This is a genomic window from Sulfuricurvum sp. MLSB (genome assembly GCF_000747095.1).
Taxonomy (GTDB): Bacteria; Campylobacterota; Campylobacteria; order Campylobacterales; family Sulfurimonadaceae; genus Sulfuricurvum.
This window is the reverse complement of record NZ_JQGL01000142.1, coordinates 1-23,804: the sequence shown is the minus strand read 5'-3', so window position 1 is coordinate 23,804 and position 23,804 is coordinate 1. Positions and strand designations below refer to the sequence as shown.

Sequence of the window (23,804 nt, the reverse complement as noted above, 5' to 3'; positions counted from 1 at the left end):
CCATATTCTACATTCGCAAAACGACCATTATACTACTTTTGCATCGCAAATCAAGGTATCGTATTTACTGCCGAAAATAGAGTGCGTCAGTGGTTGATGAATCCCATCGACTTTTCCCCTTCGAAACTGCCCGAGCGTTCTTTTTTGATCTCGGCGATAAAGTCGTCGAGGCGGAATACCCCTTCTTTGCGTGCGGCGACGTGGTAGGCGGTGTTTTTGACGATCAGGTTGATCTGTCCTCCTGTCAGCGGATACGAGACAAGTTTTTCGATATCAAATCCCGCTTCGTACGGAGCGTTTTTGGGAAGCATCATCTGCCATAGCGCCAAACGCTGTTTCTGATCGGGTTTTTTGAACTCGATTTTGTAATTGAACCGGCGCGAGAAAGCCTGATCGATGTTTTCGAGCAGATTGGTCGTCGCGATCAGTATCCCCTGAAATTTCTCGATCTGTTCCAGAAAAATATTCTGCATCTGGTTGTGCATCTGATCGGCGGAGGATCCAACCCCCGAAGAGCGGGAGGAAAGAAACTGATCGGCTTCGTTGAGCAGCAGGATCGGCTCCGTTTTCGTCTGACGCGTCAAATCGGCGTACGTATCGAAGATTTTACGGACGTTCTTTTCGCTTTCGCCGACGTACATCGAGAGAATTTTCGAACAGTCAAAGCTCAGCACCTGCCGTTTCAGCGAGCGGGAGAGCGAATGGGCCGTCAGGGTTTTCCCCGTTCCCGGAGGGCCGTAGAAGATAATCCGGGCATCGATGCCCGCTTTTTTGTCCTTGATCCCCCACTCGTGCAGGCGTGATACCACTTCGCGATCAAGCTGACGCATCAGGTTCTGGAGGGTCTGTTCGGTGGAAGGGTTCAAAACGACATTCTCAAGCGACGTCGAAGGTTCGATCAGTTCGAAAATGTCCTGCTCTTTGATCAGCATGTCGAGCTTGAGTTTGCGTACTTTTTTCTTTTTCTGCGGGTGCATGATCGACTGCAGCACCTCATCGACAATGTAGAACGCTCTGGATATTCCGCCGAAAGGGTTGAGCATCTCTTCGTAATCGATGACGTCCTCGTTGATAAGGCGCGAACCGTCTTCGAGAAGGGCGCGGTTTTTGATCCGTTCGTAATCATCAAAGCTGATCAGATCGATCAGGGTGTTCATCTCCCGAAGGTTCCCCTCCGTCGCGCTGTACTCTTCTTTGAGCAGGGCGAGAAAGATCACCTGTTCTTTCGGCTCGAGTTTTTTGTTTTTGAAAAAACGGTCCAGCACGACGTCGTGCGACGTCTGGACGATCCGCTCTTCGATCCGCTTTTCGAGAAGGTCGAGTTTTTTCTGAATCCGGTTGATCCCCAAGGAGTGTTCGTTGCCGTTGTGACGGATGATGGACATCTTTTGATAGAGTTCGATCCGAAAGAATTGATCCTGCAGATATTCCAAATGGTCGGCATAGGGTTTGATGTCGGGAAGGGTCATCTCAAGCGATCCTTCTTCGATCAGCTTCATAAACACCGACGTCAGTGCGACGGGAGTATTGTAAAGTTCCAGCTGGGAGAGTTCGCTGATCTTGATGGGGGTAAACGAGTGGTGCGTCAGCCATCCGAGTTCCATCAGCGTCTTCACTTCTCCAAAATGGCTCAGAAACGAGTAGTCTTCGGCCCCGTAGAGTTCCTGAAGCAGCTCCGCAACGACAACGTCTTCCTGCGCCTGTAAAAATTTGCGGGTCAGAAGCCGCAATACTTTCGCTTCTTCGGAGGTGCATTTGAGGTGCTGAAAAATATGGGTCTGTTCAATCGCAGGATTTTCCAGAAAGTCGATCAAATATTTCAAAGGTGTCCTTCTCTTAATCTGTGTAAATTATAGCCATTTACGCTTACAGACGTACTATGCCTGAAGTGAATAGAGCAGTTCGATTTCCTGCGCCCAGATCGTCTCGTCAATCGTCTCGAGTACCAGCGGGATATCGTCCATTCTCGGATCGTTCATGATGTAGCGGAACGGCTCGATGCCGAGCTTGCCTTTGCCGATCGAATCGTGGCGGTCGACATGACTACCCAGATCGGGCTTGGAGTCGTTGATGTGCATCCCCATCAGATATTTGAAACCGACGATCCGCTCAAACTCATTCCACGTCGCCTCATACGCTTCGGGGGTTCGGATATCGTATCCGGCGGTAAACATGTGACAGGTGTCGATGCAGACGCCGACGCGCGAGCGGTCCTCGATCCGATCGATGATCGCGGCGAGGTGTTCAAACCGCCATCCCAGATTGCTCCCCTGCCCGGCCGTATTTTCGATGACGAGGCTGACCCCGTCCGTCACCTTCAGCGTTTCGTTCATCGACGATGCGATCCGGTCGATGCACTCCTCCTCGCTGATCTGTTTGAGGTGGCTCCCCGGATGGAAATTGAGCCGATCAAGTCCGAGCTGAGCGCATCGGCGCGTTTCATCGATAAACGCTTCGAGCGATTTTTGCCGTTTCTCCTCTTCGGGGTGACCGAGGTTGATCAGATACGAATCGTGCGGCAATACGTGTTTGGGCAAAATGCCGCTTTTGGCGAGGTTGTCTTTGAAAAGAGCGATCGTTTCATCGTCCAGAGGCTTTGCCGCCCACTGTTTCTGGTTTTTCGTAAAAAGGGCAAACGCCTTGGCATGAATCGCCATCGCGTTGAGGGGGGCGTTAAAGACTCCGCCCGAAGCGGAGACGTGCGCGCCTACGAATTTATTCGACATTATTTTTTTCCTTTAATTTGTTCTAATTGTTTTTCTATTTTTTGAATTATCTGTTTTTCAATACTTGCACAAAAGTGTCCGAACCAAACAGTTTTTATAGTGGTTTGATTGTTTTGTATGTAGGTTGTTATTATTCCAAAAAGTTTTTTCCAAAAATCCAATTCATCCAATAAAGGAGTATTTTCTTCAAAGTCCACCCTCTCGTAGCGTTTTTTTAGTACGCTCATAACATCCCTATAATACTTATTTTCCATTTTCTTCAATGTTTCAAAAAACTCGTCAGGAGAAATTGATTGAAATACGGGAAGCCGATAAAGAATAGTTTCTCTATTTACCGATAGAAGCTCTATAAACTTTTCAATATCACTACGTCCTAGGCTCGCTAAAACTTCACTTCCTTCCTGTGGCAATCCTTCATATATTGTTTCTTCACTTTTCTCTAAAAGATATTTTTTAATTTCTTGAAACTCATTGGACTCTTCATTCATATACCCTAATCCAATATGAGAATTATCTATTCTATACTCATCTACTGCCTGCAAATCTATCCAATTTTTTCGGTTATCGTTAATGTATTTTTTCATATCGGCTACAATACTTGAAGCAGATTTAGAATAAAGATTTCTTTCATTTAAACGTAACAATATCCCTACGACATGCATGAAAATTGCAGGTTCTAAATACTCATTTTGATTAAGTTTTTCCAAGACCGAATTAAGTGCAATTTTAAACTCTTCCTCTTCTAAATCCAAATAGTGCCAAAGATTAATCCATTCTTCTTTCTCTTCTTTGAAAAAATATCGACTTTTACTCAAACTATTTGAAATCTCTTCAGCATCTAAATACTGATTCCAATAAAATTTTAACCATAGATAATTTGGTAATACAAAATTATCAAGGTTATATTCTTCAACTATGTGTAAAATAAAAGGTTTTTCTTTCTCGGATTCTCCTTCATAAATTCTATTTAGCTGGTCTTTATGAGAAATATCTAATCTAGGAAGCTTATGTTTTCCACTTTTTACTTCAAGAGAAAATGCAAAAAAAACTTGAATAAATTCCGTCATCAATTTAGTATTTTCTTGAAATTTAGGAGTAAAAGAGCCTATTAATCGATTAAAATCCAACATTCCTTGACGTAAACTTCTTAAGTTTTTATATCCAGAAGCATCAAAAACAGCTTCAATATTTTCCCTGTTTTCTATAATAATTTTTTTACCATCACTCAATGAATCAACAAAAATTTCAAATGCTTTATGAAAATTTTGCTGAATATGAAATGTTTTTCCAATTGTTTTTTCTTTGAACGCATCATAAATTTGGCGATCTTTGATTTCTTCTTCATTAGCAAGAAGGATAACTTTTTGGTCTAACTCTTCAACTAGTACATTTAAGTAGCCAAGAACTTCGGATAAACCGCTATCTATTCTTTCTAAATCATCAAAAATAAAAATCACTTTTTGATCTGATTCTCGCTTCAGGGCTATGTCAATTGGTATATCTGATAGAGCAATATTTACACCTGCATATTTTTTTAATATACCTTTGATTACTTTTCCAGCGATCTCCATAGTCTTAGAAACTGTATTACTCTGTAATCCAAATAATTTAAAAATGACTTGCTTGTGAATATCTTCTTTCGATTTCAAACCAAATAAGCTAATATGGATAAATTTATAACTACTTTTATTTTTTTCTTTGAATTCATTAATGAAAAAAGTTTTCCCACTCCCCCATTTTCCAGAAAGTAAAACGGCATATTGAGGCTCACTCAAATTTAGGTAGTAATCTAAAAATTCATTGATATGCTGATTTACAATTGCCAAAATATACCTTGCTTTAATTGAAGCTAGATGCTCACTCGAATTGGAAATGACGGGGAAAGTTTACGCCGCGCTTTGAAATTCCCGAATATCGACTTCAACGCCGTTTTTGATGATCTCCTGCGCTTTTTTCAATAGTTCGGCAGTCACCGTATCATCAACGTATTTTTCTCCGCAGTTATCGCACACATGGGCGGGAACGTGTTTAAAAACGATCGTGGAACCGTTTTTTTCCAGTGTAACCGTCGTAGAACCATGCTGAGTCTCGCCGTGTTTGCAAATCACACATTTCATCGTTCTCTCCTTGTTTTTAGATCTTCCATCCATTTTTCCGCTGTCGGCTCATATACCGTGATGACAATAACATTTTCAGCTTCGTCTCTTGCATAGACGACGTGCAACGGTCGTTTATTGAAATACCCTAAAACCAAAAATGAGGGATAAGGGTAATCATCGGGATAACTTTCAATAATTTCACCGTTTTTGACAACATGTTCAACATCTTCTTCATTCACATCCCGCTGGAACATTCTCTCAATCGCATGGGTTCTGTAAATGAAGTGCAATGTATCTTACCTTCTCTTTTTGCCAAGTATCGTTATTATATCACAGCCGTCGAATCCGTTCCGCGGCTTCGGCAAGTACGTCCAGAGGTTTAGAATAGCAAAAGCGTACCATGTTGCGCCCCGTGTCGTCGTGATAAAACGCCCGTCCGGGAACCGAGGCGACTCCCGTGGCTTCCAGAATGGCCATAGCTTTTTCAAAGTCGTCATTCCCCGCCACGCCGCTGACGTCGGTCATGATGTAGTACGCCCCCCTCGGGACGCTTGGGGAAAGACCGGCATCGCGCAGCGCAGCGCAGAAGAGATCGCGTTTGTGCTGATGCACGCGGGAGAGTTCCGCGTAATACTCATCCCCGAGTGTCTCCAGCCCGACCGCCGCCCCGATCTGAAGCGGCGCGGGGGCGCAAACGTAGATCAGATCGTTGAACTGTGCCATCGCCTCGATGACGTGTTGCGGCGCGATGGCGTATCCCAGCCGCCATCCGGTAACGCTGAACACTTTCGAAAATCCCGACATCGTCACGCACCGCTGTGCGAGGCTTGGGACCGAGAGGGCTGGGACGTGGACGGCGCCGTCGTAGAGGAAGTGCTCGTACATCTCGTCGGAAAACACGATCAGATCGTATTTTTCGGCAAAAGCACCGATTTGCTCCAATTCATCACGTGTATAGACTTTTCCGCTCGGGTTGGCAGGATTGCAGATCACCATAGCGCGGGTTTTGGGAGTGAGAGCCGCTTCGAGCGCCTTCATATCGAGCGTCCAATCGGGGGCTTCGAGGCGAACAAACGTCGGCACTGCTCCGAGTGCCGTTAAGGTAGAGCGGTGATAACCGTAGTAGGGTTCGAATAGCATCACCTCGTCTCCCGGTTCGAGCAGCGAAAGACACGCCGTGTAAAAGGCCCCCGTCGCCCCGTCGCTGACGAGGACCTGTGCCGGGCTTACCTCCACGTTGTAAAACCGCTTCATTTTTAGCGCAATCGCTTCGCGAAGACGGGGTAGCCCTTCGGTCGGGGTATAGATGTTGATCCCCTCGTCCATCGCCGATTTGGCCCCCTCGATCACTTCGCTAGGGACGGGCAGATCGCACACCCCCTGCGCCATGTTGATCCCGTTCAAAGCGCTGCATGCGCGGGTCATAGACCGGATATGGGACTGTTCGATGGTGCCGCTGCGTTGACTGAGTTTCATCCCTTTTCTCCTGCTCTCATAAAGAGTGCCATTATAACTTAACCCACAAAATCCTGATCACGATTGCTGCCAGCACACCCCCCGATACGCTCATCAAAAACGCTCCGGCCTGCCATAACACCGTATGCTCAAAACCGACCGCCAGCGCAATGCTCGCCACGCCCGCCAGAGCCGTACCCCACTGCACATCGGCCCAGCGTGAGGGAAGCAGCTGCTGCATCGTCGGAACGTCGCGTTCTTCGATCAACGGGGCAAAACGCTCAAACCATACCAGAAACGGAACGATTTTGTACAAATGCGCGGCAATCAAAAAACCGAGAAAACCGCCCGTCAAAAGCCAAAATGCGACCAAAACGCTTTTCTCATTTTCCATAACGTACCCGTAAACCCCCACCCCCATCGACGCAACGAGCGCGACGAACGCCGCCGCGACCGAACGTTCCCATATATCGCTGTAGCGCCGCTTTTTCGAGGTAAAAATGCGGTAAACCTGCAGCAAGTAATACAGAACCGACCCCGCCGCCGCGACAAGCGCGGCCACCTCCAGCGCGTGGATACGGGTCAATGCGGCGGCGATCATCATCCCTACCGCGGCAATCATCGCGTAAAAACTGATCGCGTGGTCGTTGTCCGAGGGACGCGCGCACGCTCCGAACATCGGCAGCAGCACCGTACTCACCCCCATAATGTTCAGCATCACGTATCCGCCGAACACCGCCATCATATGCGCCGACAACCATCGGGAGGGATCCATTGCCACAACACCGGCATACCCCAGCGCCATCCACAGCCCAAATCCCAAACCGATCCAAAGAAAAAAGGTGCTCCACTGCATCGAGCGGGTCACCGCGGTACGGCGGCGGCTGCGACGAAGCGTGACGAACAGATTAAACGCAAACAGACCCAATGCCGTGATAATAGCCCCTCCGCCGATTACAAGGAGAGAAGGAACGGCCACAAAGCCGATGAACAGCACAGCGGTTCCCCCCGCCAACAACGGAGCGATCCACACAAATAGGGAGGGATAGCGGTGATGCACTTCCCCGACAACAACCGAAAGCTGTCCCATCGCTCCGACGATTACGCTCATAACAAAACCGATCATGTACGCGTGAACCCAACCGATAAGTCGCATCTCCCCCGCAACCACCGAAGGATCCAAAAACCATAAATACCCCATAGAGAGGATATAAAAGGCCGTACCGATCAGAAAATAGGGGGCGATAATTCGGATCGGCAAAGAGAAATCGGGGGAAACATTCATCATGAACCCTTTTTTTCTTTAGATTGTAGCGGACGGGATTCCTAGCGGGATTGATTCGCGTCAAGATCGGCGATCTTGACGATGATGCCGTTGAGACGGTCTTTGAAATAAATCTCCCCTTTGCCCCTGCGGTACATGATGTCCATCTCATCATCCCGGATAAACTGGAAAAGCCGCCCGTCGCACATCTCCTCTTTCCCTTTTCCGCCGAAAATATCCCTGCCCAGCAGGACGCTTCGCATCGTGTCGCTCGGGTAATCCCGATAAAGGTACTCTTTCACAAATTTCTCTTCGCTCATACACCCGGCACTGACGCACACTTCGCCGTTCATGGTGATTTTTTCAACCGCCATCCCAGCGGCGAAGAGTTCGAGCTCGACGCTCATCCCGTCACTGCGGAGGTATCCCGTATCGGCAAATTTGAATTTGGGGGTTTTCAGGGTGATCATCTTGGGTTCGCTGTGGGTATAGTGTTTTGTACTGCACCCTGCGATTATCACCGCAACGGCACTAGCCCATAGGATAGAGAATTTTCGCATGTACCTCATCCAGTTTTTGAAGTATGTCGCCACGCAGTGTGACGTCCATCGCCGCAAGGCTTGCATTCAGCTGTTCCGCCGACGTCGCCCCGATGATCGTAGAGGCGACGAAATCGAACTGCTTGCTCCACGCGATCGCCATCGTGACGGGGTGCATCCCTGCATCGGCGGCGATCCGCAGATACTCCTGCGTCGAGGCCAGGGTCTTGTCGTTCAAGAAGCGCGCCGCCATCAAACGCTGCCGTTTGTTCGGGGACTGGATGTAATCGCTGAAACGTCCCGCGGCATTGGCGCTTTGGTTGTACTTCCCGCTGAGCACTCCGCCTCCAAGCGGCGAATACGGCAAAAGGGAAATTTTTTCCTCGCGACAAAGCTGGGCAATCTCGGTCAAATCGCGGCGATTCAGGAGGGAAAAATTATTTTGGATCGATTCGAACCGGGCCAGCTTTTCGTACTTTGAAACCATCAGCGATTTCATCGTTCCGCGCGCCGTGTCGTTGGAGGTGCCGATGTAGCGTACCTTGCCGCTTTGCACGAGGGCGTCGAACGCCCGCATCGACTCTTCGATCGGAACGACCGTATCGGGCCAGTGCATCTGATACAGATCGATGTAATCGGTTCCCAGCCGCTTTAGCGATCCCTCCACTGCCCGCTCGATGTGGAAACGGTCAATCGCCGTCAGACCGTGACGGATCGGTGGGACAAACCATCCCGACGCGGCTCCGGCGACTTTTGTCGCCAAAATCAGGCTCTCTCGAGCCTTGGTTTTGAGCCACCGCCCTACGATCTCTTCGGTGATGCCTGCAAGCTCTTCGGTCGGAGGAACGGGGTAAAGCTCGGCGGTATCAAAAAAGTTGATCCCCGCGTCGTAGGCTTTATCCATGATGGCAAATGCCGTTTTCTCGTCGCACTGGCTGGCAAACGTCATCGTTCCCAGACAAATCGGGGATACTCGCAACCCGCTGCGCCCAATATAGCGGTATTCCATAGTTTGACTCCTTTTTCTGCGCCGCCGGGCGTTTCTATACACTTATGTGCAATTGTACCCTACTTGCCGTTTCCGATACTCAACAAATTAATTTTTAGTTATAATTGATACGAACGATTTTCGAATAGGAGATAACGATGTCCGATATTATCCGTGAGGCATACACCCGGTTCCATGAAGTCGACGGCCTTTTAAAAACGGCGGGCGCAAAAGACGACGGCTACTTTAAGCAGCTCAGCGAAGCGACCCAAAACGCGTATGTCGCCATGAACGAAGGGATGTGCGAAAACACGACCGTCTGTCATGATTGCGCTTCCCATCGGGATTTTTTGCACACCATGATCGGCATCGTCGAAGACCTCGCATCGGGCGCACCTCTCTCCAACACCTATAAGGTTCAGCTCGACCTCTATGGCGCCAAAGTAAGTGAGATCCTCAAAAAAATCGAAAAAGTCATCGCTTCGACGTAAGCGGGTGCACCGACGTGCATTCTGCCATATTTTCCCCTCTTCGCTTTTTGTTCGACTACACTTGCCCGCATGAAAATACATATCGATTTAGACTGCTTTTTTGTCTCGGCCGAACGAACGGTTGATCCGTCTTTGAACGGCAAACCCGTCGCCATCGGAGGACGGGGAGACCCTTATATCTTCTCGGACGAAAACTCCCGCCAGGATCTGCTCATCGATAATACGGGCTCGTTCGTCGGCACCTTTTTCCACCGCTATCAGGGGGATGATCTTGCGCAGTACATCGATCCTGACGGACGCATCCGCGGCATCGTCACGACCGCCAGCTATGAGGCGCGCTCTTTCGGCGTCACGACGGGAATGAGCATCCGCGAAGCACTCGGACGATGCCCGTCGCTTATTATCAAGGCTCCGAATATGCGCCTCTACCACCGCCTTTCCCACGCTCTACACGATTTTTTGCTTGAACGAATCCCGATGGTAGAGCAGGCAAGCATCGACGAGTTTTACGGCGATCTGGAGGGGTGGGTAGAAGATGCGGACGTTCCTGAGTTCAACGATTCGCTCCGCCATGCGATCAAACGGCATCTCTGCCTGCCCGTCTCGATCGGAGCGGCCCATTCCAAATACATCGCCAAACTCGCCACCGACGAAGCCAAACCGTTCGGATGCCGCACGCTTCTTCCGGATGAGATCATCCCCTTTGTCCGAAATATTCCGGTCGAAAAGTTCCCCGGAATCGGACGGAGCATTCAGCGCCGCTGCCGCGAATACCGTCTCGAAACTCTCGGAGACCTGCTGCGAGCCGAATCTCTGGTCCGCTCCTGGGGGCCTTATGCCGCAGCTTTGTACGAACGTGTCAGCGGGCACGATATCGGAGCATTGAGCCTGCGTGCGCCGCGCAAATCGATCGGTATTTCACGCACGTTTGATCCGGTCTTTGAGCGGGACGAACTGCGCCGGCGCATCGCCATCCTCGCACGGCATCTGGCCTACGCGATTCAACGGCTCGAAGTCTATCCGACGACCTTTACCCTCACCCTGCACTATCTGCATTATCCCAAAGCCCATCAAAGCCTCAGCGAATCACGCTTCTTCAGTGAACGGCGCTTCCGAGCGCTGGCATTGTCTCTCTTTGCCAAGGCCGATCTGCATCCGCAAGGTGCGCTCACACATCTCGGACTCAGTGCATCGCATTTCAGTTCTCAAACCCATCGGGTCTTTTCCCTGCTTGATTACGAAGCCGATCTGCACGAACAGACGCTCGATAATGCCGCGGTCCGCATCCGCAATAAACACGGCCTTGATATGCTGCGGTGGGGAAATGAATTTCGCTCCAAAGAGAATTCGGTATAATCCTTCGCAATGGATAAAAAACTCTTCAGCGATTTTTTTCACCGCAACCTTCCGAGCGACATGGAAGAGTGTATCTCCCTCTTTGCCGTATTCGGAGGGATCGACGAAGCGATCGATACCGGCGAAACGATCGAAACACTGCTGCTGCGCCACATTCTCGAACCGTATGAGAATCATCGGGAACGGATGATGGGGCCTTTGCACGAAGAAGGGCTCTACACACGGCTGCTTCAGGCGGTTGCAGTCGGAGACCGCCGCCACCATTCCGCGTACCGGCGGGCACGAATCGGAAAAGAGCGCGGAGCCGAAGCATTCGAATACCTTCGCTACAGCGGCTATCTTACACTGGAGCGTTCCCGGGAAACGCCGTTAATGCGCCAGCACCCCAAACAAAAGTTCAAAAAAGAGATCGAGCGTCACAAAATCAGCCATAAGCTCCGTTTTACAACGCCGTTCATCCGCTTTTGGTTTGCCTTTGTGGAGCCGTTCTCGGACTCGATACGCTTCGGAAACTTCGAGCCTTTTATGGAACACTTCCACATTCATTACAATGCCTTTGTCGGTTTTACGTTCGAAGAGCTGTGCGGGTTGTATATCCGGGAAATTTTGGCCGATCGGTTCGATACGAACATTATCGATTCGGGAAGCTACTGGGACCGGGAGGTCGAAATCGATCTGTTTTACGATACCGATGCAGGGGAAACGTGGATCGGAGAGTGCAAGTGGACTAACCACAAAGTCAATAAAAAAGAGTTGCGCCATCTCGAAGACAAATGTCTTAAACTCTCCCTATTGCCGGACAAGATTTTCCTTTTTGCCAAGCGGGGGTTTTCGAACGAACTGCACCACCTCAAAGAGCCGAAACTCTATCTTTTCAGCGCCGAAGACTTGAGCGTATTAACTCGCGGCGAGTAGTGCGTCATACGCTTCCTGCAGAAGCTGGAATTTCTGGGTGTATTTGTTGATAATCTCCGGGCTTTTCGTCTGTACGCGGTCTGGATGGTACCGTTTGGCCAGTTCGCGGTACCGTTTTTTGAGGTCCGCGGCTTTCGTACCGACCGGAAGTTCGAAAATAGCATGATAGCGCAGCATTTTGTCGATACTCTCATTGCTGAATCCCCACCCTTTGTACTGGCTGTACAAACGGCTCATAAACTCATCGTCGTATTGGTAATTGATCACGTAATGGAGTACTTCGCGGCGGTTGAGCGTTTTTTCAAGTCTGGCTTTGGCCTGCGGAGTGCTCACGTCGATGTCAAGCCGCGTCGGTGCGGCCTCCACTATCAGGCTTGCAAGCTGCTGCTTGAGATAGCGCATAATCCAGGTATTGGGGGTCAATAGCGTAAACTGTACACGATGCGGCCCGAATGCGTACAACTCGATCTCCACTTTTTCTTCCGGACGATAGGGCAATTCGATCCGCACTGCCGCCGTTTTGCACCGTTTGAGCGAACGACGGTAAAACGGGCTGGACAAATCATTGACTCGGGTATATTCGTCGCTGAGGGTTTCGAGGAATTCTTCTTTTTTCTCCGAAGAATTTTCGTTGTTGAGTACTAGCACCCCGTTATCGAGAAACAGCGTATTGTGGACATGATGTTCGAAGAATTCCTCCATCCACGGTTCTTCAAGTGTTTGAGAACTTCCCTGGACAAAGATAGCGTTATTGCGCAAAACGACTCTCACGGATACCCCCCGTTGCAGTAGTATTTGTTTTACTAAAGCAAAAGGAGTTCCACTTTATCGTTTGACGATTTCTCCGTAGCATTCAGGACGGCGGTCACGGATCAACCCCCAGTAATGGCGGTGTTCACGGATCGCCGCCGGATCAAACTCGCTGTAGAGAATCTCCTCTTGGTCGCGTGAGGCTTCAGCGATCTTTTCGCCCGTATGGTCGGTGATGAAAGAGCTGCCGTAAAACGTCAGGCTGCAGCTCTCGCCGACTTCCTCTCCGATACGGTTGGCGGCGATGACGGGGATGATGTTGGCCGCACTGTGCCCCATCTGTACCCGCTGCCAATGCGATGCCGAATCGACCCCGATCTCGGGTTCGCTGCCGATCGCCGTGGGATAGAAGATCATGTCGGCCCCCATCAGGGTCAGGCTTCGCGCCGTTTCAGGAAACCACTGATCCCAGCAAATCCCCACCCCGACGTTGCCATAGCGGGTATTCCACACTTTGAATCCGGTGTCGCCCGGCTCGAAATAAAACTTCTCCTCGTATCCGGGACCGTCCGGGATATGGGTTTTGCGATAGTTTTCCATCACCGTACCGTCGGCATCGATCATGACAAGAGAATTGAAATAACGCTCCCCGTCGCGCTCGAAATAGCTGATCGGCAGCACGACGCCAAGCTCTTTCGCCACTGCGCTGAAACGGGCGATAAGAGGGTTGTTTTCGCGCGGGGCGGCCCAGCTGAAATACTTGTCATCCATGTCCTTGCAGAAGTAATACCCTTCGAACAGCTCGGGAATCAGGATGATACGAGCTCCGTTAGCGGCCGCTTCGCGCACCATCGCTTCGGCTTTTGCGATATTGGCCGATTTGTTTTCGCTCATCTGCATCTGGATTGCGGCGACTTTAACCATTGCAACACCTTAAAAAATATTTTTGGAAATTATAGTACAGATCTGAATCGGAAAGAAAATATTCTGCCTCGAAGCGGCACCGGATGAATTACATCCGGTCTTTGGCTTCGATCCCCAGCAGGGAGAGGCCTGTTTTGATCGAGAGGGCAACGACAAGAAGGAGTTTGAGAAGCTTGACTTCGTCTTCGCTTCCGATGATCCGGTTGTCGTAATAAAATTTGTGCAGCCGTGCGGCAAGCGCTTTGAGATAATCGGGCAGTTTTTGAGCCTGTCGCGATTCGAAAGCATCTTCGATAATCTCCGGAAGCAGCAGCGCTTCGAACAGCAATCCGTCCGCATCTGCGCTCAAGCCGTGCAGATGCGCGCCCATGATCTCGTCCATCGTTTTGTCGCTTTTGCCAATCAGCGTCTGTATCCGCGCATGAGCGTACTGGATGTAATAGATCGGATTCGAGCTGTCCTGGCGTTTGAGTTCTTCGATGTCGAACTCGAGCGCCGTATCGCATTTTTTGCTCGCGAACATGAAGCGCAGCGCTTCCGCTCCGATCTCCTCGACAACATCGCTCATCAGGATCACCGTTCCGGCCCGCTTGGACATCTTGAACGGCTCTCCGTCTTTGAGAAGACTCACCATCTGCGATAGGAGCACTTCGAGCTTCTCGTGGTCGTATCCGAGGAAGGTAACCGCCGCTTTGACACGGGCGATATAGCCGTGGTGGTCGGCTCCCCAGATGTTGATGTTGTGATCATAACCCCGCTCAAACTTCTGGTTATGGTAGATAATGTCTCCGGCCAGATACGTCGGACGGCCGTCTTCACGAACGACGACGCGGTCATGGTCATCCCCCAGTGCCGAGGATTTGATGAAGGTTTTCCCCTCGTTTTCGTAGACGCCGCTGCCCATTTTGGTCATGACACGATCCCACTCGCTGTACAGAGAGGCTTCGCTGACGAACGTATCGAAATGGACGTTCACCGCTTTAAGATCCTCAACGATGAGCGCAAGGATTTTGTCTTTGGCCCAAAGCGCCAGCTCTTTCTGGCGGCTTTCATCGCGCAGCGCATCGGCTCCGAATTGCTCGACAGCCTCTTTGGCCAAATCGCTCAGATACTCGCCGCGGTAGTACTTCTCAGGCCACTCGACGGCTTCGCCGAGTAAGCTGCTGCGTCCTTCAAGCTGAAGCGAAACGCCGAGCAAATCGATCTGATTTCCCGCATCGTTGACGTAATACTCTGCCGTAATGTCGTATCCGAGATGACGGCCTAGGCGAAGCAGCGTGTCACCGTAGACGGCGCCCCGGGCATGCCCGATATGAAGCGGCCCCGTCGGATTCGCGCTGACGTATTCCAAAAGAATCGTCCCTTTTTTATCGGCATTTCCAAATTCGCTCCCGTGGCTGAGCGCCCATGAGGCATACTCGTCCAAAAAGTGTTCGGACAAACGAAAATTGATGTACCCTTTGACCGATTCGACCGCCGTGAACATCGATTCATCACCGAATGACGCCGCAATCTCTTCGGCGATAGCCATCGGCGATTTACGAAGTTCTTTGGCAAGTGAAAAAGCTATCGGGGTGGCAAAATGGCCGAAAGAACGGTCTTTCGGCTTTTCGAGGATAACGTCGCAGTTAAATTTATCGCGCAACAGCGCATTGACCCGTTGCTTCAAGGCTTACGCTTGTTTGACTTGGTCTTTTGGAGCTTCTACGCTAGCTGTGGTAGAAGGTTCAACTTGCTTTGGCGCTTCCGGTGCAGAAGCTGTCGTTGCCGGAGCATCTTCTTCCTTCATCTCTTTTTTGAAATTACGGATTCCCTGTCCGATACCTTTGGCAAGATCGGGGATTTTTTTCGCACCGAACAACAAAATGACAATTCCGAAAATCAGTAATAATTCGGTTCCGCTTGGCATACTCATACGCAGAATTCCTTCTGTAAAAAATTTAGCATTGTAGTATAACGGCTCATTGCTGTAACCGTCCTTATAAGATTATCCGAACTTATACGCCCTTACCCTTGTGCTTCCCACGTCTGCACGAATTCGTTGATGCGGAGCGTGGGGATTTTCATACGGGCCGCTTTGGCGATCGAGACAAGCACTTCCGCAGCCGTGTCCAGATCGTCGTTAACCACCAGAAAATCGTATTCGCTGATACGCTGCACTTCGCGTTTGGCCATTTCTACCCGTTTGGCAATGATCTCTTCACTGTCGGTTGAACGGCCGTGAAGACGTTGTTTTAGTTCCTGAAGCGTCGGCGTCGTGATAAAAACCGACGTCGTTATGTCCGCCAGACGGTTTTGAACCGCATCATGACCTTGCACGTCGATGTCGAAAATAACCAGTTTTCCTTCTTTAAGCGCCTTTTTGACCGGCCCAAGCGATGTACCGTAATAATTGCCGTGGACAACCGCGTATTCCAGGAACATTTCCTGCTCAACGTCTTCTTTGAACTCATTTTCGGTGACGAAATGGTAATGGACTCCGTTGATCTCCCCTTCCCGCATCGGCCGGGTTGTCGTAGAGATCGAAAAATAGGTCGGTCCGATATGGTCGATGATTTTGGCAATCAACGAACTTTTCCCGGCTCCGCTTGGGCCGGAAAGGACGAGTATGGCTCCGCTTTCTAGATTCACTTGTCGTTTCCAAAATTGATATTGATGCTGATGTTCAGCCCTTTGAGCGATTTGGCGACGTCTTCATTGGACAACGCTTTGAGCAGAGCTTGAAGCGCTCCTACCCCTTCAGCATGCCCCGCTTCAAGCGGTTCATCGGCTGACAATGCGGTGTGCACGGCTACAGATTCTCCTGCCGCTTCGGCCAGCGCTTCGGCGCTCAACGAAGCATAGTCGCTGCTGCCGACGCGAATCTCAAGCTCATCATCTTCGCTGACCTCTTCGCCGATGGCCAGCTTCAATTCGCGCTCATCCAGCATGTCGAATTCGTCAAATCCTTCGCCGAGTACCTTCTCATCCGTTCCGAGAACTTCAAAATCCTCTTCGGCGGCGCCGAGTTCGAAATCTTCCAATGTCTCCGCATCCAGTTCCATATCCAAATCTTCCGGCTCCAGTTCATCGACGGCTTCTTGTATCTGGAATTCAAGATCCCCGAACGCCTCATCGTCCATCAGCACATTCGCGTCTTCCTCCGGCTCCGGAATATTCAGCTCTTCTTCGGAAGCTAACATACCGACATCCGCCAATGCATCGCCAAAATCCAGCTCGTCGTCGTCCTGATCCGCTTCCAGCGTTGTTTGCAGGGATTCAAATCCGCTCATATCATCGGGAATCTCTTCTTCGTCCGGCAACTCGAACGCCATCTCTTCGTCGGCAGATTTTTCTTCCGATGCCGTTTCAACATTGTCCCCGTCACTCTCTTCGTCCAGATTCAATGCATTCATATCCAAAGAGTCCTCCGACATGATCGCCTCATGCTCGCTCTCGATCAGTCCGCCGAAATCAAACTCTTCTTCCGATTCGGTTTGCAGCTTTTCGGGAAGCCCGAAATCGTCGATCCCTTTGACCGTAATTTCATCGTCTTCGATCAGTGCATCACTCTCCGCATCTTCCAAAAGACCCTGCACTTCCTGCACCTCTTCACGGTCCAAAACAGCCGTTTTAGGAGCCTCATGCATGAAATCGTCCAAATCATCCAATCCCATCTCGCTGTCCATCGACTCCAGATCATGATCCAAGAACCCTTCGGCGTCATGATCTATTTCCGAAAGCGTTTCTTGCAAGTCGATGGCATATGCATCTTCACTGTCGGCAGCCGCCGTTTCCGCTGCAACGGCTTTTGCGTGCACTGAAGCCGCCGAAATATTTCTTTCAATCAGAATCAGCGTTTCGACCAGATCGGTAGGAAGAAAAGGCTTGTTGATGATATTGTCAAAGCCGGCAGGAATAATATTTCCGCGTGTTGCCATGAACAGGGCGCTTTTGTAAACTACGCACTCTTTAAGCGCCGTAAAGATCTCATCGCTGTACAACGCATCGTCGATAATGAGCAAATCGTATCCGCTTCCTTGTACGTCCTCAACCGATGAAGCGACCGTCAAATCGTCTTTTGTTTTTTGCGCGCTCAAAGCCACCAGTTTTTGTACTACAGGATTGTCGTTAAAAAGCAGAATAGTCATGATCGATACGACCCCTTTTCACTTGCTCTTGTTCTATCAAAAGCTAAATGGTATCATTGTAACTAAAAAAAAATTAAATGATAAAACTTCTGGGAATACTTTTACCGTTTGCCCTTCTTTTCGCTCAGGAAAAGAACTTTCTCCTTCCCGACCAGCAGAATCTCTTTGTCCATTTTTTGGCACAGGAACTCAAATCTGCTTCTCACCGCATTGTTGTTCTAACGCCGCGTTTCAACCATGCCGATCTGAAAAAAGCGCTGCTGCACGGGGCCAGAAAAGGCTCTGCCGTCACATTGATCGTGCAGGACCTTAAAGGCGATCCACTCTCGCTTGTACAGTATGAGCGGATTGACCTGCTTTTTTATAATGCCCGCAAACTTGAAGGAAGCACCGTCATTATCGACGAGCACTTGGCGTGCACGCTCCCTCTCGCCATCGAACAGGAACGTTTTAGCAATCATGCATCACTGGTTCGATGCAGCGATGAGCACGATGCGATTATCTCCCTGCATTCAGCCCTTCAGCCGCTTATCAAACGCTCGATACCCTATTTAAAATAATTTTTCCAAAAAGTTATAGGCGCTTTGCGTCTGCGATGTCACGATCATAAGCGTCGCCCCGAGTGTCGCCATCAAAACGACAAACGACACGGCAATCTTGATCGGCATCCCGATAACAAGGAGGTTGAATTGCGGCATCGTTTTCATCAGCATTCCGAATATAACGTCGGCCAGAATGGACAGCGCCGTAATCGGAAACGCGATCATGAATCCGACGACGAACATGTTGACGGTCGCGTGCATAATGTATTGAAACAGTGCCGGAGTAATCATAAATCCTCCGAGAGGGACCTGTGCAATCGATTCGGATGCGTAAAGCAATATCCAATGGTGCATATCAAATACAAGCAATATCATCAATGCGAGCAATGCCAGGAATTGGCTTACAATCGGCATGGATACGCCCGATTGCGGGTCGATCGCCGAGGCGAGGGAAAATCCCATCATAAACGATATTTGCCCCCCCGCGAAGGTAACGACATGGTACGCCAGCTGCAGCACGGTCCCGACCACGAGACCGAACAGCATCTCTCCCAGAATCGCGACGGTCAAACTCATCGCATCGGTCGGAATGTTCAAAGGGGGAACGGCACCGAAGAAAAAGATCGTAAAGAAAAAAGCCATTGCCGCTTTGACGCTTATGGGAATGTTCATGTGCGAAAAAATCGGAACCGCCATAAACAAAGCGGTAAAACGGGTGAACAACAGGATGAACGCAACCGTCCGCGTCTCGCTGAAAAGTTCCGCCCATTCCATTGTTAAACCGCGCTCAACGTACCGTTTTGCATCCGATAAAGATGGCTGCAACGCCCGGCCAGCTTTTCATCATGGGTTACCAGTACCATTCCTGCCTTGTTCCGCTCAAGATACTCTTCGAATATTCCCATCACCTCGTCCGCCGTTGCGTGATCCAGGTTTCCCGTCGGCTCATCCGCAAAAATAAGGCGCGGATTTTTGGACAAAACGCGCGCGATGGATACGCGCTGCTGCTGCCCGCCGGAAAGTTCGGTCACTTTCTGCGAAATCACCCGCTCGATGCCAAGCCGCTCCAGCAAAGCCGTATCAATCGCTTGGTTCGCCAAAATGGCGGCCACTTCCAGATTCTCGTAGGCACTGAAACCTTTGAATAAATAATGGCTCTGATAAATCAGCCCAAGATCGTTGCGACGAAGTTTGACCAGCTCCGAATCGCCGAGGGCGTATATATCTTTCCCGAAAAGCTCCACTTTTCCGCAATTGGGACGAAGCATGGAAGAGAGAATATGCATGAGGGTCGATTTGCCGCTGCCGCTGACGCCGACGATTGCCATAGATTCGCCCGCCTCCAGCTTCAGCGAGATGTCGTCAAATAACGGATAATCAAAAGCGTGCGATAAAGAAGTTGCATTTAGTAGTGTCATGCGAGAATTATAAAGGAAATTAGATTAAGAAAAAGAAATAGTACAAGGAGCACGCCGGCGTGCGTGGGCTCTCCGCCGAGAAGAACTTAACGTTAGCGTAGCCGACGGGGGCTTGGCTCCCGTGGCGTTAAAATCGAATAGAGCGAAAATGGCGTAAGAATTACGCCATTTGAGCAGCGACTTCGGCAGCGAAGTCGTTGACTTGTTTTTCGATACCTTCACCGACTTCATACTTGATGAATTCGACGATTTCGGCAGTACCGCCGTGCGCAGCCGCTGCTTTCGCAACCGCTTCGGCAACGGTGAGTGAATCATCCATAACGTATTTTTGATCCAGCAATGCCTGCTCTTTGTCCAACGTCGTGTTGTCATCGACAAAACGAGCCAGTTTACCGGGAATGATGTTTGCCCAGATTTTTTCCGGTTTGCCTTCAGCGGCGAGTTCAGCTTTGATCGCTTCTTCGGCTGCAGCCATAACTTCCGGAGTGAGTTGTGACATTGAGATGAACTGAGGAACATTTTTAAGCGGTTTTTTCAAACGCGCAAGTTCTTCGTTCTCTGTTTTGATCGCTTCGATGCGGCCGATTGTTTCGGCTTCTACGAATGCCGCGTCGAAATCTTTGTACGTAAGTACGGAAGGTTTCATGGCCGCAGCATGCATCGCTACGTTTTTAAGAACAGGAGCAATTGCTTCTGCGGTTTTTTTGCTGTCGCATGTTGCCGCAACGAGTACGCCGACACGTCCGTTTGAGTGAACGTACCCGTTAACGCATCCGTTTTCACCCGCATTGAGGGTGGCGAAACGGCGTACAACGATTTTTTCGCCGATACGGGCTACCTGAGCCGTAAAGTACTCAGAAAACGTTCCTGTTTCGTACGATGTTTCGTTCAACTCGTCAACCGTGCTGACACCTGTCGTAAAGACGTGTGCCGCCGTGTTGCCTACGAGGCCGATGAAACCGTCGTTTTTTGCAACGAAATCGGTTTCAGAGTTGATCTCTACCAGTGAAGCCGAAGAAAACGTTTCAGAAACTTTAAGGCCCAAAAGACCTTCCGCTGCAACGCGATCGGCTTTTTTGGCAGTTTGTGCCATACCGCGGTCACGCAACCACTCTTTGGCTTTTTCCATATCACCATCACACTCGGTAAGTGCTTTTTTACAATCCATCATAGGCGCATCAGTCGCCGTACGAAGGTCTTTTACCATTGCTGCTGTGATTTCTGCCATGATTACGCTTCCTCTGCTACTGCTTCAGCTGCCGCTTCAACCGCAACTTCTTCGGCAACTTCTTCCGCTACCGCTTCGTCGTTACCGCCGTTGGCAAGTGCTTTACCTTCGTTGATCGCTTCCGCCATTTCTTTACAGAAAAGTTGGATAGAGCGGATCGCATCATCGTTACCCGGGATGGGGATATCGATAACGTCAGGGTCACAGTTAGTGTCCAAAGGAGCAACAACTTTGATACCGAGGTTACGAGCTTCTTGAACCGCGATGTGTTCTTTAACCGCATCGATGACGAACATCATGTCCGGCAACGTTTTCATGTGGCGGATACCGCCGAGGTAGGCGATCAGTTTTTCTTTTTGGCGATTCATCATCAACGCTTCTTTTTTAGTCAGAAGGTCAACTTGGCCGCTGTTTTGCATCTCTTCGATGATGTCGAGTTTGCGGATTGATTTTTGGATGGTAGGGAAGTTGGTCAACATTCCACCCAACCAGCGGTTGTCAACGTATGGCATACCGCATTTTTCAGCCGCTTCGCGAATCGCAACGCGCGCTTGTTTTTTAGTTCCTACGAAAAGGACGGTTTTGCCCTCAGCCGCAGCGTCAACGACTTGCTGATACGCATTGCGGAAATAACGCAATGTTTTTTGAAGGTCGATGATGTAGATGTTTTTGCGGACGCCGAAAATGTATTTTTTCATTTTTGGGTTCCAGCGACGTGTTTGGTGACCGAAGTGTACACCGCATTCGAGAAGGTCTTTCATTGTGACCATAAGGGACTCCTGATAGAGAAATATTTGTGTTCTTCGTTTACTTGGGCGAGCGCTAACAGAGCCGATGAGACATCGGGTGCACGAGAACTGCGACAGACGCTTGCGATTTTTTTCTCACGTCAATAACGTTTAGAAGAGAGAAAATCGTGCGGATTATACTGAAAAGCTGCTTAAATTTATCTGTATTTAATACTGAAATCGTGTCACGTTTTTATCACACAAAAACCAACTTATTCAAATTACTTTTATATAATTTTTGTTAATATCGTTGCATCAAGATAATACGCGGACATGCACAACCAAGGAGAAATGATGAAGCAACGGATTATGGTTTCGGCAATCGCCGCAGCGTTCATGACGACCGGTGCGATTGCCAACGATGCGCTGCTGGAGCGGTTTGAAAAAATGGAGCGCGAAATGGCGGCTTTGAAAGCCGAACTCAACGCTCTGAAAAACGAAAATACCAAACTGAGTTCCCAACTCTCCGCCCCTTCGGCAGACTCTTCCAAAACAGCCGTTGCTTCGTCGTCCAAACTCGACGAAACGCTCGAAGAGATGCAAGACCAGATCGATGATCTGAATAAAAAATCCAATAACAATAATCTCAAATGGGGCGTCGATTTCCGCACCAGCGTGGATAATCTCCGCTACAAAATGGCGGACGGAACCACCCGTAAAAACGATGCCCTTTTCAGCAACCGTCTATGGCTCAACATGAGTTATGCCGCCAACGAAAACATCAGTTTCACAGGGCAATTGGCGTACAACAAAATTTTCGGCGAACGTTCGATGGCCTCTTCTTCTGCCCCGTTTGAAGGGTTTGACTGGGTCAGCAACGAATCGGCCTACAATGACGAACTCCGTGTCCGCTCCGCCTATTTCCTCTACAACGATGATGAATTCTTCGGTGCCGACGTCCCCTGGACGTTCAGTATCGGACGCCGCCCCTCTACCGAAGGGCACTTGATCAATCTGCGCGATGACGTTGACGCCTCTTCGCCGCTGGCACACGCCGTCAATGTCGAATTTGACGGCGCAAGCGCGAAATTCGGGATGGAAGAGATCAGCGGATTGGACGGATCGTATTTCAAACTCTGTGCGGGACGCGGCATGAGCAATGCCGAACCCCGATTTGCCAAAGCCCCCTACAGCGGCGAGGATGCCCTGACCAACAATAACGACATGATCGGGATCATCGTCGTTCCGTACGACGACAAACAATACAGTACCGGATTACAGTACACGTATGCTACCAATCTCATCGATACCGTGACACCTGTTTCGACGAACATGGAAGCGGTCGGAGCCCTTCATACGGCAACGGCGTTCGCGATGGTCAGCGGGATCGGCGAGGGTATCAGCGACTTTTTGGACGACACGACGGTTTTTATCAGCGGTGCGATGTCCAAAACCGATCCCGATGCGGGAAAACAGGGGATGCTCGGTTCGAATGACGGTAAAACGGGATACAGCTACTGGATCGGAACCCAATTTCCTTCCCTTATAAGTGACGAGGGACGCTGGGGAATCGAATTCAACCACGGATCGAACTACTGGCGGCCGATTACCTATGGCGAAGACACGATGATCGGTTCGAAGATCGCCGCACGCGGGGATGCCTACGAAGTGTATTTCACCGAGCCGTTGGTCGATGATATTTTAACCTTCCAGCTGCGCTATACCTACATTGATTACGATTATACCGGCAGCAACGGTTTCTTCGGCAGCTCCAGCGGAACGCCTACGGCAATCGGCGATGTTTCGAGCGGAACCGACGCCGTCAGCAAAGCGCAGGACATCCGCGCCTACCTCCGATACAAATTCTAAATATTGATTTTATACGCCATCGGAATAAAATCCCGATGGCTACACTAACGCTGAGTTTTCCTCAGCAGCATGCTCGCGCGCAGTAAACCGCGCTTTTTCAATCACGCATTTTGCAGTTTGGCCAGTTCCTCTTTCACTTTAGCCACATGATCTTTGACTTTGACGTTCGTCCATGCCGCTTGCACAATTCCCTTTGGATCGATGATGTAGGTTGATCGGACGATCCCCATATACTCTTTGCCGTAGTTTTTTTTCATCGCCCATACGCCGTAGTCCTGCATCATCTGGGTCGTCGGGTCGCTGAGGAGGGTAATATCAAGATTTTGTTTTCCGATAAAATTTCGGTGGGACTTGGTACTGTCGGCGCTTACCCCAAGGATAA

At 49.8% G+C, this 23,804-nt stretch carries 25 protein-coding genes; 5 read left to right on the top strand and 20 right to left on the bottom strand.

From position 1 onward, the window contains the following. Positions 1-86: 86 nt before the first annotated feature. Genes JU82_RS10475 through JU82_RS10430 form a run of 9 tightly spaced genes read right to left on the bottom strand, consistent with a single transcriptional unit; the run spans position 87 to position 9,092 of the window. Complete coding sequence (locus JU82_RS10475; protein WP_037950370.1) at positions 87-1,823, bottom strand: ATP-binding protein; 1,737 nt, start codon at positions 1,821-1,823, stop codon at positions 87-89. Between the two features lie 54 nt (positions 1,824-1,877). Continuing rightward, positions 1,878-2,726 (bottom strand): deoxyribonuclease IV, encoded by an 849-nt coding sequence (gene nfo, locus JU82_RS10470; protein ID WP_037950367.1) that lies wholly within the window; start codon positions 2,724-2,726, stop codon positions 1,878-1,880. Beyond that, positions 2,726-4,552 carry a P-loop NTPase fold protein gene (locus JU82_RS10465; RefSeq protein ID WP_037950364.1) on the bottom strand — a complete coding sequence of 609 codons (1,827 nt, stop codon included), beginning with the start codon at positions 4,550-4,552 and terminating at the stop codon, positions 2,726-2,728. Before JU82_RS10465 ends, nfo begins: the two co-directional genes overlap by 1 nt. A 60-nt stretch (positions 4,553-4,612) precedes the next feature. Then, positions 4,613-4,843 (bottom strand): type II toxin-antitoxin system MqsA family antitoxin, encoded by a 231-nt coding sequence (locus JU82_RS10460; protein ID WP_037950361.1) that lies wholly within the window; start codon positions 4,841-4,843, stop codon positions 4,613-4,615. Beyond that, a complete protein-coding gene (locus JU82_RS10455) occupies positions 4,840-5,115 on the bottom strand; it encodes a DUF4258 domain-containing protein (protein ID WP_037950358.1) in 276 nt (91 codons plus the stop codon). Before JU82_RS10455 ends, JU82_RS10460 begins: the two co-directional genes overlap by 4 nt. Positions 5,116-5,155: 40 nt before the next feature. Further along, a complete protein-coding gene (locus JU82_RS10450) occupies positions 5,156-6,301 on the bottom strand; it encodes a pyridoxal phosphate-dependent aminotransferase (protein WP_037950356.1) in 1,146 nt (381 codons plus the stop codon). A gap of 31 nt (positions 6,302-6,332) precedes the next feature. Then, entirely contained in the window at positions 6,333-7,565 is a 1,233-nt protein-coding gene (locus JU82_RS12125; RefSeq protein WP_294892846.1) for a hypothetical protein, read from the bottom strand. Between the two features lie 41 nt (positions 7,566-7,606). Further along, entirely contained in the window at positions 7,607-8,104 is a 498-nt protein-coding gene (locus JU82_RS10435; protein ID WP_294892844.1) for a hypothetical protein, read from the bottom strand. Then, the gene (locus tag JU82_RS10430) at positions 8,076-9,092 is read right to left on the bottom strand and encodes an aldo/keto reductase (RefSeq protein ID WP_037950346.1); all 1,017 of its coding nucleotides are present in this window, start codon (positions 9,090-9,092) and stop codon (positions 8,076-8,078) included. Before JU82_RS10430 ends, JU82_RS10435 begins: the two co-directional genes overlap by 29 nt. 137 nt (positions 9,093-9,229) lie before the next feature. Between JU82_RS10430 and JU82_RS10425 the strand changes: the two genes are divergently transcribed. From JU82_RS10425 to JU82_RS10415, 3 genes are all read left to right on the top strand, one after another. Next, positions 9,230-9,562, top strand: a complete 333-nt coding sequence (locus JU82_RS10425; RefSeq protein ID WP_037950344.1) for a hypothetical protein — start codon at positions 9,230-9,232, stop codon at positions 9,560-9,562. Between the two features lie 69 nt (positions 9,563-9,631). Then, positions 9,632-10,918 carry a DNA polymerase IV gene (locus JU82_RS10420; protein ID WP_037950341.1) on the top strand — a complete coding sequence of 429 codons (1,287 nt, stop codon included), beginning with the start codon at positions 9,632-9,634 and terminating at the stop codon, positions 10,916-10,918. A 9-nt stretch (positions 10,919-10,927) separates the two neighbouring features. Further along, positions 10,928-11,833 (top strand): DUF234 domain-containing protein, encoded by a 906-nt coding sequence (locus tag JU82_RS10415; RefSeq protein ID WP_037950339.1) that lies wholly within the window; start codon positions 10,928-10,930, stop codon positions 11,831-11,833. Here JU82_RS10415 and JU82_RS10410 read toward each other — a convergent pair. The 6 genes from JU82_RS10410 to JU82_RS10385 form a co-directional block, all read right to left on the bottom strand. Next, positions 11,816-12,604, bottom strand: coding sequence for a J domain-containing protein (locus JU82_RS10410; protein ID WP_037950336.1), 789 nt, complete (start codon positions 12,602-12,604; stop codon positions 11,816-11,818). The two genes, JU82_RS10415 and JU82_RS10410, sit on opposite strands and share 18 nt — an antisense overlap. Before the next feature lie 54 nt (positions 12,605-12,658). Continuing rightward, on the bottom strand, positions 12,659-13,507 hold the full coding sequence (gene aguB, locus JU82_RS10405; protein ID WP_037950333.1) for an N-carbamoylputrescine amidase: 849 nt from the start codon (positions 13,505-13,507) through the stop codon (positions 12,659-12,661). 88 nt (positions 13,508-13,595) lie between these two features. Next, positions 13,596-15,176, bottom strand: a complete 1,581-nt coding sequence (gene argS, locus JU82_RS10400; RefSeq protein ID WP_037950331.1) for an arginine--tRNA ligase — start codon at positions 15,174-15,176, stop codon at positions 13,596-13,598. Positions 15,177-15,179: 3 nt separating this feature from the next. Then, positions 15,180-15,422 (bottom strand): twin-arginine translocase TatA/TatE family subunit, encoded by a 243-nt coding sequence (locus tag JU82_RS10395; protein ID WP_037950329.1) that lies wholly within the window; start codon positions 15,420-15,422, stop codon positions 15,180-15,182. A 92-nt stretch (positions 15,423-15,514) separates the two neighbouring features. Beyond that, a complete protein-coding gene (gene gmk, locus JU82_RS10390) occupies positions 15,515-16,138 on the bottom strand; it encodes a guanylate kinase (RefSeq protein WP_037950326.1) in 624 nt (207 codons plus the stop codon). After that, positions 16,135-17,637: a hypothetical protein gene (locus tag JU82_RS10385; RefSeq protein ID WP_037950323.1), complete on the bottom strand. Its 1,503-nt coding sequence runs from the start codon at positions 17,635-17,637 to the stop codon at positions 16,135-16,137. Before JU82_RS10385 ends, gmk begins: the two co-directional genes overlap by 4 nt. A 77-nt stretch (positions 17,638-17,714) precedes the next feature. Here JU82_RS10385 and JU82_RS10380 point away from each other — a divergent pair, with 77 nt between their 5' ends. After that, the gene (locus JU82_RS10380) at positions 17,715-18,197 is read left to right on the top strand and encodes a hypothetical protein (protein WP_037950320.1); all 483 of its coding nucleotides are present in this window, start codon (positions 17,715-17,717) and stop codon (positions 18,195-18,197) included. On the opposite strand, the gene fliR is transcribed toward JU82_RS10380, so the two are convergent. The 4 genes from fliR to rpsB all read right to left on the bottom strand — a co-directional run bounded on the left by fliR (position 18,189) and on the right by rpsB (position 21,595). After that, positions 18,189-18,953, bottom strand: coding sequence for a flagellar biosynthetic protein FliR (gene fliR, locus JU82_RS10375; protein WP_037950318.1), 765 nt, complete (start codon positions 18,951-18,953; stop codon positions 18,189-18,191). The genes JU82_RS10380 and fliR overlap by 9 nt on opposite strands. Before the next feature lie 2 nt (positions 18,954-18,955). After that, the gene (locus tag JU82_RS10370; RefSeq protein ID WP_037950316.1) at positions 18,956-19,597 is read right to left on the bottom strand and encodes an ABC transporter ATP-binding protein; all 642 of its coding nucleotides are present in this window, start codon (positions 19,595-19,597) and stop codon (positions 18,956-18,958) included. A gap of 160 nt (positions 19,598-19,757) precedes the next feature. Further along, on the bottom strand, positions 19,758-20,825 hold the full coding sequence (tsf, locus tag JU82_RS10365; protein WP_037950314.1) for a translation elongation factor Ts: 1,068 nt from the start codon (positions 20,823-20,825) through the stop codon (positions 19,758-19,760). A gap of 2 nt (positions 20,826-20,827) precedes the next feature. Beyond that, a complete protein-coding gene (rpsB, locus tag JU82_RS10360; RefSeq protein WP_037950312.1) occupies positions 20,828-21,595 on the bottom strand; it encodes a 30S ribosomal protein S2 in 768 nt (255 codons plus the stop codon). Between the two features lie 312 nt (positions 21,596-21,907). On the opposite strand from rpsB, the gene JU82_RS10355 reads away from it, so the two are divergent. Next, positions 21,908-23,422, top strand: a complete 1,515-nt coding sequence (locus JU82_RS10355; RefSeq protein WP_037950310.1) for a DUF3373 family protein — start codon at positions 21,908-21,910, stop codon at positions 23,420-23,422. Between the two features lie 101 nt (positions 23,423-23,523). On the opposite strand, the gene JU82_RS10350 is transcribed toward JU82_RS10355, so the two are convergent. Then, the coding region (locus JU82_RS10350) for a peroxiredoxin (protein WP_037950308.1) at positions 23,524-23,804 on the bottom strand (281 nt) is incomplete at its 5' end.

Coding starts and splice junctions, on each gene's coding strand:
- nfo (WP_037950367.1), bottom strand. CDS start 2,726: ATGTCGAATAAATTCGTAGGCGCGCACGTCTCCGCTTCGGGCGGAGTC.
- JU82_RS10460 (WP_037950361.1), bottom strand. CDS start 4,843: ATGAAATGTGTGATTTGCAAACACGGCGAGACTCAGCATGGTTCTACG.
- JU82_RS10450 (WP_037950356.1), bottom strand. CDS start 6,301: ATGAAACTCAGTCAACGCAGCGGCACCATCGAACAGTCCCATATCCGG.
- JU82_RS12125 (WP_294892846.1), bottom strand. CDS start 7,565: ATGAATGTTTCCCCCGATTTCTCTTTGCCGATCCGAATTATCGCCCCC.
- JU82_RS10435 (WP_294892844.1), bottom strand. CDS start 8,104: ATGCGAAAATTCTCTATCCTATGGGCTAGTGCCGTTGCGGTGATAATC.
- JU82_RS10430 (WP_037950346.1), bottom strand. CDS start 9,092: ATGGAATACCGCTATATTGGGCGCAGCGGGTTGCGAGTATCCCCGATT.
- JU82_RS10425 (WP_037950344.1), top strand. CDS start 9,230: ATGTCCGATATTATCCGTGAGGCATACACCCGGTTCCATGAAGTCGAC.
- JU82_RS10420 (WP_037950341.1), top strand. CDS start 9,632: ATGAAAATACATATCGATTTAGACTGCTTTTTTGTCTCGGCCGAACGA.
- JU82_RS10415 (WP_037950339.1), top strand. CDS start 10,928: ATGGATAAAAAACTCTTCAGCGATTTTTTTCACCGCAACCTTCCGAGC.
- aguB (WP_037950333.1), bottom strand. CDS start 13,507: ATGGTTAAAGTCGCCGCAATCCAGATGCAGATGAGCGAAAACAAATCG.
- JU82_RS10395 (WP_037950329.1), bottom strand. CDS start 15,422: ATGAGTATGCCAAGCGGAACCGAATTATTACTGATTTTCGGAATTGTC.
- JU82_RS10385 (WP_037950323.1), bottom strand. CDS start 17,637: ATGACTATTCTGCTTTTTAACGACAATCCTGTAGTACAAAAACTGGTG.
- JU82_RS10380 (WP_037950320.1), top strand. CDS start 17,715: ATGATAAAACTTCTGGGAATACTTTTACCGTTTGCCCTTCTTTTCGCT.
- fliR (WP_037950318.1), bottom strand. CDS start 18,953: ATGGAATGGGCGGAACTTTTCAGCGAGACGCGGACGGTTGCGTTCATC.
- JU82_RS10370 (WP_037950316.1), bottom strand. CDS start 19,597: ATGACACTACTAAATGCAACTTCTTTATCGCACGCTTTTGATTATCCG.
- tsf (WP_037950314.1), bottom strand. CDS start 20,825: ATGGCAGAAATCACAGCAGCAATGGTAAAAGACCTTCGTACGGCGACT.
- rpsB (WP_037950312.1), bottom strand. CDS start 21,595: ATGGTCACAATGAAAGACCTTCTCGAATGCGGTGTACACTTCGGTCAC.
- JU82_RS10355 (WP_037950310.1), top strand. CDS start 21,908: ATGAAGCAACGGATTATGGTTTCGGCAATCGCCGCAGCGTTCATGACG.